The sequence below is a fragment of the Helicobacter sp. UBA3407 genome (genome assembly GCF_949747025.1).
GTDB lineage: Bacteria > Campylobacterota > Campylobacteria > Campylobacterales > Helicobacteraceae > Helicobacter_D > Helicobacter_D ganmani.
Genome location: NZ_CATKCB010000158.1, coordinates 1 through 11541, shown reverse-complemented (window position 1 = coordinate 11541; position 11541 = coordinate 1). Strand labels below are relative to the sequence as shown.

12 protein-coding genes and 1 pseudogene are annotated in these 11541 nt (G+C 37.4%); 3 read left to right on the top strand and 10 right to left on the bottom strand.

Features of this window, described 5'->3' with window-relative positions:
* The coding region (locus tag Q1553_RS05905; RefSeq protein WP_300842810.1) for an energy transducer TonB at positions 1-332 on the top strand (332 nt) is incomplete at its 5' end.
* Between the two features lie 35 nt (positions 333-367).
* On the opposite strand, the gene Q1553_RS05900 is transcribed toward Q1553_RS05905, so the two are convergent.
* The 6 genes from Q1553_RS05900 to Q1553_RS05875 form a co-directional block, all read right to left on the bottom strand.
* On the bottom strand, positions 368-2221 hold the full coding sequence (locus Q1553_RS05900) for an ammonia-forming cytochrome c nitrite reductase subunit c552 (RefSeq protein WP_115552067.1): 1854 nt from the start codon (positions 2219-2221) through the stop codon (positions 368-370).
* A gap of 18 nt (positions 2222-2239) precedes the next feature.
* Positions 2240-2707 carry a cytochrome c nitrite reductase small subunit gene (nrfH, locus tag Q1553_RS05895; RefSeq protein ID WP_245944287.1) on the bottom strand — a complete coding sequence of 156 codons (468 nt, stop codon included), beginning with the start codon at positions 2705-2707 and terminating at the stop codon, positions 2240-2242.
* A 243-nt stretch (positions 2708-2950) separates the two neighbouring features.
* A complete protein-coding gene (locus Q1553_RS05890; RefSeq protein ID WP_297600803.1) occupies positions 2951-4297 on the bottom strand; it encodes an anaerobic C4-dicarboxylate transporter in 1347 nt (448 codons plus the stop codon).
* Between the two features lie 9 nt (positions 4298-4306).
* Positions 4307-5713: an aspartate ammonia-lyase gene (locus tag Q1553_RS05885; protein WP_115552070.1), complete on the bottom strand. Its 1407-nt coding sequence runs from the start codon at positions 5711-5713 to the stop codon at positions 4307-4309.
* A gap of 130 nt (positions 5714-5843) precedes the next feature.
* Positions 5844-7193 carry an MATE family efflux transporter gene (locus tag Q1553_RS05880; RefSeq protein WP_115552071.1) on the bottom strand — a complete coding sequence of 450 codons (1350 nt, stop codon included), beginning with the start codon at positions 7191-7193 and terminating at the stop codon, positions 5844-5846.
* Positions 7194-7256: 63 nt separating this feature from the next.
* Entirely contained in the window at positions 7257-7976 is a 720-nt protein-coding gene (locus Q1553_RS05875; protein ID WP_300842809.1) for a uroporphyrinogen-III synthase, read from the bottom strand.
* A 44-nt stretch (positions 7977-8020) separates the two neighbouring features.
* Between Q1553_RS05875 and Q1553_RS05870 the strand changes: the two genes are divergently transcribed.
* Positions 8021-8350: a rhodanese-like domain-containing protein gene (locus Q1553_RS05870; protein ID WP_115552073.1), complete on the top strand. Its 330-nt coding sequence runs from the start codon at positions 8021-8023 to the stop codon at positions 8348-8350.
* 227 nt (positions 8351-8577) lie between these two features.
* Here Q1553_RS05870 and Q1553_RS05865 read toward each other — a convergent pair whose 3' ends face one another.
* Both Q1553_RS05865 and Q1553_RS05860 read right to left on the bottom strand, forming a co-directional pair.
* Positions 8578-9168: a hypothetical protein gene (locus Q1553_RS05865; RefSeq protein ID WP_300764801.1), complete on the bottom strand. Its 591-nt coding sequence runs from the start codon at positions 9166-9168 to the stop codon at positions 8578-8580.
* 18 nt (positions 9169-9186) lie between these two features.
* Positions 9187-9525 carry a hypothetical protein gene (locus Q1553_RS05860; RefSeq protein ID WP_115552076.1) on the bottom strand — a complete coding sequence of 113 codons (339 nt, stop codon included), beginning with the start codon at positions 9523-9525 and terminating at the stop codon, positions 9187-9189.
* A gap of 27 nt (positions 9526-9552) precedes the next feature.
* Between Q1553_RS05860 and Q1553_RS08480 the strand changes: the two genes are divergently transcribed.
* Positions 9553-9903, top strand: coding sequence for a helix-turn-helix domain-containing protein (locus Q1553_RS08480; RefSeq protein ID WP_115552077.1), 351 nt, complete (start codon positions 9553-9555; stop codon positions 9901-9903).
* Between the two features lie 81 nt (positions 9904-9984).
* Here Q1553_RS08480 and Q1553_RS05850 read toward each other — a convergent pair whose 3' ends face one another.
* Both Q1553_RS05850 and Q1553_RS05845 read right to left on the bottom strand, forming a co-directional pair.
* Complete coding sequence (locus Q1553_RS05850; RefSeq protein ID WP_300842808.1) at positions 9985-11205, bottom strand: aminoacetone oxidase family FAD-binding enzyme; 1221 nt, start codon at positions 11203-11205, stop codon at positions 9985-9987.
* Between the two features lie 33 nt (positions 11206-11238).
* A pseudogene (locus Q1553_RS05845) lies at positions 11239-11541 on the bottom strand (acetyl-CoA carboxylase carboxyl transferase subunit alpha); the annotation flags it as partial.

The window sequence follows — 11541 nt, the reverse complement described above, 5'->3', positions numbered from 1 at the left end:
TATCTCCTTCAAATACAAGCGGAACAGAAACGCAATTTTTCTCCTATGGCAAAGACAATAATCCTTTTTTAAAAGCTGTAAAATTAGCGATTGATAGTGCCACCACTTATCCAAGACAAGCAAGAAAAATACGCATACAAGGAAAGGTTTTGGTGGAATTCCTATGGACCCAACAAAAACAATTAAAGGATTTAAAAATTATTAAAAGTTCAGGATATGAGATTTTGGATAAAAATACGCTCCAAACCATACAAAGAGCTTCGGTTGATTTTCCAGTTTATACAAATAATGTGCGCTTGCAGATTCCTATTATTTATCAGTTAAAAGATTAAATTCCCAAATGCCTTAAAGCATTTGGGAATAAGCATTAATACGCAGAAGTTTTAGAATCAATTACCTTATAGTTATAAGGTTTGTTGTTTTTATCCAATTCCATTAATTCTTTTGGAGCTGGACCATTGATTTCTTCGTGTTTATAATAACGTTCTCCTGCTTTATGTCCATTCAAATCCACTTTATAAATAATCTCACCCGGATTATACTTTTGAATCTCCTCGAAACCTAAATTAGAGGTTTTAAAATCTTTGATTCCATTTGCATTTGCGATTTCAACGAGTTTTGTTTGCCCCATTCTAGCCATTTCAACTGCTTGAAGTAACATTCTACTTGCCTCTCTTGGATTGTGGAATCCTGTGGAGTTTTCCGCACCCACGAAGTCGCCTCTCATTTGTCCTTTGCGATGAAGCTCTAATGGCTCTTTTAAAGCCGCAGAAATCTTTTTATCATCTACTTTGCCATCCGTTTGAAAAGCAGGCAATGCACCAAGTTTCTCACGCATAACTTTAATGTCTTCAATTAAACTAACCGTTGCATATTCTGCACTTCTTAAATCAAATGCAATGGATTTTTGAATATCAAAAATTTGCGCTTTTAAATACTCTTCGCTTTGTGTATGGCAAGTTTTGCACGCAGCGTTAATATCTTGCAATGGAGAGGTGATATTGTGTTCTGTCATTTTCTTCGCTCCTTTGCGCTTATAGGGCATATGACAATCCGCACAACTTACGCCATTTGCTGCATGGACACCACCGCTAAAAAGCTCTGTCTCTGGGTGTTGGATTTTTAACATCGGGGCTTTAGTGATTTTATGTTGCCAATCTTGGGCAAAAATATCACGCACTTTTTCATAATGCTCATCAAACATTTCAATTCTAAAAGGCTCATTTTTCTTCCAAGCACTCCAAGGAAATACCAATTCTAAGCCTGCAACTTCAATTTCAGTGGGCTCGTTGCCATTTCTCCAAGAATCAAACTCATCATAAGTTTTTTGTGTGCCATTCCACCACTTTTGTGTAGAATCATTCGCAATAGATTCTCCCATCACCTTAACTTTTGTGCCTGTTGGTTTAAAGTAATATTCTACGTGGCATTGTGAGCAAACGAGTGTGCGCATTTCATCGCGACTTGCTTTGATTCCTGTTACAGGGTCTTTTTCATAACCACGACTTACAAGTGCATTAATTGCAGCCTGACGCGTTAAACGCAACTGCATATCATTTGGATTATGACAATCCGCACAAGTTACCCCCATTCTTTTACCGCCATGCGGTCCGCTATGTGCTTCAGAGTTTGGCTCAATTCCATTGACTGCTGGGACATTTTTAATCATCGTCCAATATTTCGTAGAGTTAAAAGAAATCCATTTTTCCTCTGGGGTATTTCCGATTCCAACATTTTTAAGTAACCAAGGGCTCCAACCACTATGACAATTCATGCAAGCCGTAGGTTGTCCGCCAAATCCTGCAAAGCCATGTGCATTTAGAAAATCTTTATTATTTCTTGCTGTATCCATTTGATCTACTTGAATCCAAAAATGCCCTCTCTCCTCATTTGCGTCAATGCTAAAAGGATAGCCCGCCCAAAGAATCGTAAGCTGTGGATAACGAATCAATTTAGAATACGCCAAATTCCCACCAAATTCTGTTGAAATAGGAGCTTGCTTTTCTACCGTCAAATACATATCCAAATAATCCGGAAAATTCTTGCCCCAATAGTCAAAAGTTGGATTTTCATCACTCATCTCTACAAAGCCCTTAGAGCTTAGCCCACCTGTGCTTTCTGCTTGTTTCTTGCTAATATCAGAGTTTAGCCAAAGCATTCCAGAAATCACAATTAAAACAATCACCACCAAAATTGGCATTAAAGGCGATTTTTTTTGCATTTTAACCTCCTAAATAATTTAAAAACCTCGTTTATGTCCTACGCCTGTATGGCAAGAAACACAACTAAGAGACTCATTCCCGTGTGGATTAGTCGTAGGATTCACGACATTACTCACCATTTCGCTATGGCAACGCACGCAATTATCTTGAATCATTCCTTTAGATTTTTGTGTTGCACTCAAATTTGTTGGCAACACATCTAGTTTAAAGGTAAATGCATACGCGTGCCCTATTCCACTTTCCGCTTTTGCAATCCACTTCTCTACAAAACTATGCGGTAAATGGCAATCATTACAAGTTGCACGTGGTTTTCCAGCAATCTTTTTTGAATGCGAGCTTTTCAACCAATCATTATAAACATCATTCATAATATGGCAATTATTACAAGCTTCACTTTCATTGCTGAAATATGACATACCTTTTGCATTATAGAAAGTATATAGCCCTATAATACAAGCAAATAGACACAAAACCCCTAACAACAAAGCGACAAATGAGAGCGGTTTTTTAGGTTCTTTACCGTTCAATAGACGCTCCTTTTAGTATTTTTTGAATCCAAAATCATTCAAAGATTCTAAATTCAAGGACATTATTTTAATTTTATTTTCTACAAAACTCCTTGACTTAAATCAAAAAGTAAATAGTTGGTAAATAGAATTGTAAAAGAGAAGTAGAATGAAAGTGAAAAGCTTAAAAAACCCTCAAGGGAAACTTGAGAGTTTTAGAATTTATACAAAAGCAACTGCAACGAATCCTAAGATAACGCTAAAGGCAATCGCTAAAACGCCGGGAATCAAGAATGCGTGGTTAAAGATATAATGCCCGATTCTTGTTGAACCTGTATCGTCCATTTGCACCGCACCAAGTAATGTAGGATAAGTTGGCAATACAAACAAAGCAGAAACCGCAGCAAAAGAAGCAACAATCATATAAGAATCGCCCGGATTTGCAACACTAATACCTAGAGCTGTAATCACCACAGGTGTAATTGCTTTTGCAGTGGCTGCTTGAGAATACAACAAGGTAGCCGCAAAGAAATAAGCAACTGCCAATAAAGCTGGAATCTGTTTAACCAAATCGCTAGACAATTCACCAATTTGTGTTTTATAACCATCTACAAATGTATTTCCAAGCCAAGCAACACCAAGCACACACACACACGCAATCATACCAGATTTAAATACGCTTGACTCTGCAATTTTACCTACTTCAATTTTGCAAAGAATGGTGATAAAAGTCGCTACCCCGAGCATAAAACTCATAATCGCTGCATCTCTAGGCACGACAACATTTTCAATAAAGACAGGTTTGCCACCAATTTTTGAAATCGCAGTCGCATACAAAACAACAGCCAAAACGCCAATAAGGAAAATCCCAACAGAAAGTTTTGCACCTTCTTTAAGTTGCATATTTTGCGCACCTACTGCTGGTTTTACTAAACCTTTTGCTAATCTATCTTGATATACAGGGTCTGAACTCAAGTCAAGATTTGAGAACATTGTAACCACAAACGCTGTTAGCATACAACCAATAAATGTAGTTGGAATCCAAATAGCCAAAAGAAGTGGATAACTCCAACCAAGTGGCTCTAGCGCACCGGTCATATATACAACTGCCGCACTTACAGGGCTTGCAGTAATTGCGATTTGACTTGCAACTACCGCAATAGAAAGCGGTGCAGAAGGTTTAATATTTTGCTCTTTTGCTACTTCCACGATAACAGGAATCATAGAAAATGCAGTGTGCCCAGTCCCCGCCAAAATTGTCAAGAAGTAAGTAACGGTTGGAGCAAGATAGTTGATATATTTTGGATTGGAACGCAAGATTCTCTCTGCAATTTGCACTAAATAATCTAAGCCTCCTGCAAGCTGCATTGCAGAAATTGCTGCAATAACAGACATAATAATCAAGATAACATCCCATGGAATCGCACCAGGCTTCATACCAAGGCAAAGCCCTAAAATCACAACACCTAAACCACCGGCATAACCGATTCCAATCCCTCCAAGTCTAATCCCTACAAAAATCGCGCCAAGCAGCACAATCACTTGCAGAATAAGCATTAACATTTCCATTCTTTTTCCTTATTTTTTTGATTTCATTTGTGGATTTAGCATATTTTTTGGGTCTAAGATTTTATCAATCTCTTCTTTTGGTAAATATCCTCTCTCCAAGCAAATATCCGCTACTGATTTGCCTGTCTGCAACGCTTCTTTTGCCATACTAGCGGATTTTTCATAGCCCAACACAGGGTTAAACGCTGTTACGATTCCAATAGAATTAAGCACTGCATTTTTGCAAGCTTCCGGATTTGCAGTCAAATCTTTGATAGCCTTTTGAGCTAAAGTTCTCATTGCATTTTCCAAAACTATTACAGAATTAAAAAGTGCGTAGGCAATACCGGGCTCAAACGCATTTAACTCAAACTCTCCTCTTTCACTACAAAGCATAATCGTTACATCATTTCCGATGACTTCATAGCAAGCCTCTCCCACAACTTCGCAAATTACAGGATTCACTTTGCCGGGCATAATAGAGCTTCCGGGCTGCATTTTTGGCAAATTCACTTCGCCAAGTCCGCATCTAGGACCGCTATTCATTAATCTTATATCGTTTGCAATTTTAGAAAGTCTCACTGCAGCAGTTTTTAGTGCGCCGCTGACATGCACGAAATCCGCAGTATCTTGTGTCGCAGCGATAAAGTCCTCTGCAGGCTTAAATTCTACTCCTGTGATTTCTTTTAGTTTTTTCTCTACGACAAATTTATAATCTGGGTGGCAGTTGATTCCTGTTCCAATCGCAGTTGCACCCATATTAAGCACCGCCATAGATTCTCTTGCTGCTTTGATTTTTGCAATATCGCTTTTGATATAACTTGCAAACGCATTAAATGTATTTCCAAGTGTTGTTGGTACAGCATCTTCTAACTCTGTGCGTCCCATTTTGATAATATCTTTCCATTCTTTTGCTTTTTTCTCAAGCTCTTTTTTAAGCTCTTCCATTGCCTCAAGTAAATGTCCTAATTTCTCGTGAGTTGCAACTTTGATAGAGCTTGGATAGGTATCATTCGTGGATTGTCCCAAATTGGTATGGTCATTAGGGTGAAGATATTGATATTCTCCCTTTTTATGTCCCATACTTTCCAATGCAATGTTAGTAATGACTTCATTAACATTCATATTAGTAGATGTTCCAGCACCTCCTTGCATCATATCCACGACAAATTGGTCAATAAATTCACCATTAATCAATCTATCCGCGGCTTTTGCAATTGCATCTGCTTTTTGTGCATCAAGCACTCCTACTTCTTTGTTTGCTAATGCAGCTGCTTTTTTAATTTGTGCAAACGCCTTGACAAAAAAAGGATAGTTTTTGAGCGTTCTTCCAGTCATTTTGAAGTTTTCCACAGCTCTAAAAGTCTGCACTCCATAATACACAGAATCGTCAATTTCTAACTCACCGATGAAGTCATGTTCTTTTCTAGTTCCCATGATAACCTCTTCTGTAAAAAATTAAAATTTTAAAGATTAACCTTGAATAATCTTTAATAAATTGATATTACACTTAATATATTTGTAGTTTGATAAAATCTAATATATAAAACAAAATTTTTATAATTTTTTAATAATTTTTCAAAATACCTTGCTTGCATTCATATAAAATGATTCCAAAAGAAACAAAAGTTGCACATAAAGTTCCCAATGGATAAGAAAGAATCACACCATTAAATCCATACATTTTGGGTAGAATCATCACAAAACAAAGCGCAAAAAGTAAAGTATAGGAAAAAGTAATCACAAAGGAACTGAACGTGCGCTGAATGGATTGAAAGAAAATCGCACTCACAATATTAACACCCAACAAAATATAGCCCAAAAAATAAAATTTCATTGCATTTTGTGTATCACTCAACAAGCTTGCATCACGCATTGCAATGTCATTTGGCAAAAACCAAGCAATCAAAAAAGGAGAGAAAACAAAAGTCAAAAAATAAAGTGTGATTCCACCTCCAAAGCTAAAAACTAAACCAAAGTTAAACACTCTTCGCACGCGCTCCATTAATCCTGCACCATAGTTAAAACTTGCAATGGGTTGCACACCTTGCGCCATAGAAAGCAGAATCGTAAAAGGAATAATCCCCACATACATTAAAACACTATAAATTGCGATTCCTCTATCTCCCGCAATTTCTGCAATCGTATGGTTAAAGATTAACATCATAATGCTCACGCTAATCTCTGAACTACTTTGTGGGATTCCATTTTTAGTTGCACTTAAAAGCGCGTAAATATCAAATGTCCTGATGAGATATAAATCTCCTTTTTTGCGCAAGAAATGTTGTAGTAAAATGCACATTCCAATCCCGTGTCCAAGCAATGTGGCTAATGCACTACTTGCGATTCCAAGCTCTAATATAAATAAAAAAATATAATTCAGCACAATATTTGCCAATGAACCTACAATCATTGCAATCATCGCGAGCACTGGCTGTTTATCGTTAATTGCAAAAATATCTAACATCGGGTGCAAAATGATGATGAATGCCCCAAGATAAATGACTTCGGTATAATGCCGCACAAGTGGCAAAAGTGTCGCACTACTACCAAGCATTAGTGCAATAGAATCGCTATAAAAATACAACACAATCCCACCAATAAGGCTTGTGCTTAATGCAAAATAAAACACACTGCTAAACACAATCCTCGCACGAAAGGCTTTCCCGCGTCCCAAAAAATAGGAAGCCATTGCCGCAGCACCCACGCTAAAGAGCAATTCAAAAGCAATAAGAATCGGAAAAATAGGCCAAGCAATTCCAATCGCTGCCAACGCATTTTCTCCAAGCTTCTTACCCACAAAGATTCCATCAATCGTGGAATAGGTAGAAAGAGCAAGCATAGCAATAAGTGAGGGCAAAAAATAACTTAAAAATAATTTTGGAATTGCTGCCGTTTTGAGGTTAAGCTTTTTCATTTTGTGAATTTCCCTGTGTTTTTGTGGATTCTATCACAACTTTGCTTTACAAAGTCGGAATCCCTAAAGCGTCCTTGCAAACTCCAACGCAGCTTCCTTGCTAACTTTGGGAGAAAGCAAAATCTCTGCTTCTGCCCCCAAAAGCTCTCTTGCACATTTTTGCGTCGTCTCCCCAATACATAATGCGATAAAACTAGAATCCCAAGCGAAATTAAGCAAAAACGCTCTAATATGCGAGGGTGCGCTGAAAAAGATTACACAATCTCTTGTCAAAGGTTCTTTTTGCGATTCTTGCAGTTGGCGCGGTGAAGTTTCATAAAGAATAGATTGTTGTAGCGAGATTCCCGCGCTTGCTAAGATTTGTGGAAGCTTTGAAGCAATTTTACGCGCCCGAATAAAGAGAGGCTTTTTGCCCTGCAAATGTGGAATCAACTCTCTTGCAAACTCCTCGCCATACGCACGACTTGCGCTAAAGAAAGGCTTAAGGTTTAAGCTTTTTAAGGCTTCGTTACAGCCGCTACCTAGAGTAAAACTAGGCAGATTCCGCCACCTCTGCATTGCCTCTACTGTATTAGGCAAGGATTCTAAATTTTTCTTTAGCGCAAAAATGGCGTTTTTTGAAGTAAAAATCAAAGAATCGCACGAAAAAAATTTCTCTAAAACCGCGCAATCCAAAAGTGTTTTTATCTCTAAAAGTGGCAAAATTATAATGGATTCCTTTAATTCCTTACCAAATCTTTGCAAATCGGGAGGCATTTTTGTGATATAATAAATCGTTCTCATTTGTTAATTTTAACAAAATTTTATAAAAATTCAAGAGGCAAATAATGTATATTAAAAATCAGAGTTTAGCGATACCTGCGGATTTAGAAAAGATTGATTTAAATGAATTTATCGTGATTGATTTGCGTGGGAGGGGATATTTTCTCATTAGCCATATTCAAAACGCGATTAATGTGGAATCCCTGCAACGCATTGCCTTTATCGCACAAGAAAATGCTGATAAAAAGATTCTGCTTTATTGCCATAGCGGAGCGACTGCGGCGGACTTTGGCACACAGCTTGCACAGCAGGGATTCCATAATATTTATTATGTAGATGAGAATTACTTTAATCTCGCAAAATATGGAATTGCGGTGGAGGGCGATGCGGGATAATCCTGTCATTGCAAGATTCTATAATCGTTATTCACTCGTTATTACAAGCATTTTATAAACTTACTTGGCAATCTATAACTTTGCGCAAGTGGATTCTGCCCTTTTATCATTGAGAGAAACTCTAGGTTTTCTTGGCAATCCATAATCAAACATACCTAATGATACAATACATTATTTTACCATTGCGAATATTTTTGTAAAAATGCTCATACTTATGCAAAAGCAAATCAATAGAGGCTATGATTCAAATTGTTTAGATTTCTATTTAAATTTTGCATTTGATATAGCATTTGGTTCTGATAATTCTCTTGGTCTTGTTGCCTCCAATACTCTAAGCTTCTGTCAAAACTCTCTTGCTGCATTCTATTTTGTTCCCATATACTTCTATTTAATTCATCTAGTTGTTGTGATAACATTTGTCTTTGCTGCATTGCCATTTGTTGTCGTTGCATTTCCTCTTGTTGCTTCATTTGCTGCACTTGAAATGCAAACTGCATATCTTTATCTAAATCTGGATAATCTGGTCTTTGTAGAGTGCTTCGGACGCCTTGGGGATATTCTTCTACCACATCACCCCAATAGTTTTGGAATGTAGCCCTTGCGCCACTTATCCATATTGCTTCACATTCTACCGTATTATAATTGTCATTTTCAAAAGTATAATATAAAGTTACAGGCGTATAACCTTTACTCTGTCCGCCACAAACTAAATTCGCACCTATCGGATTTGTATTATAAGTAATTCCATAATGACCACTACTGCACCCTATTGTAAAAAACGATAATATCGTTAAAAATGTAATTAAGAAAATTTTCATTGTAACTCCTAAATTTTGCTATCTTTTAGCCTTTGCTCGTTCCATTGCCAAAGCCCTTTGATAATTAATTTCATTTTGCAATAATTTTCTCTCTAACTCTTGCCTTCTTTTAACCTCATTAGCGACCATATCTTTATAAGTAACATTAGAACCTAAGATTGCTTGTTCTTGCATAGATAATCCGGGAGCTGCAAACCCATTTTCTAAAACTCGTGTAGGGTCATATTGCTTGCTTAATTCATACTCTTGATATGCTTGTCTGTCAGCTAGTTCCTTTTCAGTAGCGACATCAAAAGCATATAAACCAACCATAAGAAAGACTAATAATATAGCTTGTTTAAAAATTGATACTCTCACTTGCTCTCCTTTTAAGATTTTAGCATTATGGTTAAATTAACCTACGCAAGCTGTAATAGCCCAACCAACAATAACAAAGATAGCGGCACTAACAATAATTCCAAAGACAGGATTTCCTGTTTTTTCTGCAGCTGCTGCACCAGCACCCAAACCACCAAAGAAAACAAATTGAATAAAGGCAAAAATGTAGCAAAAATTCGTAAAGAAAAAGGCATATCCCAGCTTGAACTCTCCTTGCGACTTGGACACAAAAGTGTAAGCATTGTCGCGAGTGCAGAGAGGTTTTACAGAGGGGCGCATTTCAATATTGAGCATCTTTTAATGATTGCAGAAATCCTAGAAGTGGATATTTGCGAGTTTTTCAAACCCTCATTATAGAATCTTAAAAGTGAGATTATAGGTTATAGATTGTTCAGGCAAGCACTCGCAATGATGAAAAACAAAGCATCTGCCACTGCGTCATTGCAGACATTTTGCCCTGATTGCCCTTGCGCACACCCACGCACTGGAGAAAGCAAAGGCGAGATTATGCCCTCCGCGATTCCCAACAACATCTAACATTTCCCCAACAATATAAAGGTTTGAATATTTTTTGGATTCCATAGTTTTGGGATTAATCTCCTCTCCGCTCACACCTCCTCCACTTACTTCTGCATTTTCAAAGCCCTTTGTTGTTGGATTTTTAAGCTCAAAATTTTTCAGTTTAAACACTAATTGCTTCAACTGCTTCGTATTTTTAGGATTCCAATGAAAATTTTGCGCAAAAGCTTTGGCGATTTTAGGATTCAAAAATCCACTTAGTAGAGAAATAAGATTCCGTTTGGGATAGGTTTTTGCAAGATTTACAAGCTGATTTTCCAATGCTCTTTCCTCAAAACTTGGCAAAAAATCCAAAATCATCGTCAAATCTTTTTCCAATCTCACATAAGAGGAAATGTCCAACACCCCAAATCCCGAGATTCCATAATCTGTAAAAAGCACATCTCCTAGCACTTCAGCAAGCGTTTGATTGGCTTTTTTGAGCGTTAGTTTTGCCTTGATTTTCACACCACTTAGAGCGCAAATCAATGGGGACTCTATATTCAAAGAAACCAAAGAGGGGTAAGTTTGAACAATCTCTAATCCCAAATTTTTAGCTAATTCCAACCCCTTATCACTTCCTCCAAGTTTTGGTGTAGCTTCGCTTCCACAAGCAAGCACCACGCAAGAATACTTTTCTTGTCCTTGCGCACTTTTCAGCAAGAATCCCCCTTGTGTTTGACATAATTCCAAAACTTCAGTTCCCAAAACCATTGTGAAATTTTTGGAATCTTTTAATATATCACCAAAGACTTCTAACACGGATTTTGCGGAATTGCTTTGCGGATAAACCCTACCATCTTCGCAAATCTCCAATGCGATTCCAAGCTTTTGACAAGTCTTTGCAAATGTTCCAAAACTGCAAGTTTGCAAAATGCTTTGAATCTCTTTTGGGGTAAAGCTTGAAGTTTGATAATGTTTTGCGTTAGTGTGTTGATTGTGGATATTGCAACGTCCATTCCCTGTGGCAAGGAGTTTTTTGCCTAAAGTCTTGTTTTTTTCATACAAAACAATCGGGATTCCAAAGGACAAAAGTAGCATAGCACAAAAGATTCCGCTTGCTCCTGCACCAATAATTGCGACCTTTGGAATCTCTTGCAACTTTTTACCTAATGCAAGCTTTTTGCATAAAAATTATTGAAAACTCCCATAAGTCATTAGCTTGTTATAACGATTCTGCAAATAATTAGAATCTGCTTGAATTTCCTTTAAGGTAGTCAAAAAATAATTTTTAATTGCCTGAGCTGCACTTTCCTTGTCTCTATGCGCGCCAATTTGAGGCTCTTGGATAATTGCGTCAATGAGACGAGATTCTTTTAAGGATTCTGGAGTGATTTTAAGGGCTTGTGTAGCACTTTCAATCTTGCTTGAGTCATTCCACAAAATCGCCGCGCAACCCTCTGGAGAAATCACACTAAACACAGAATATTGCATCAT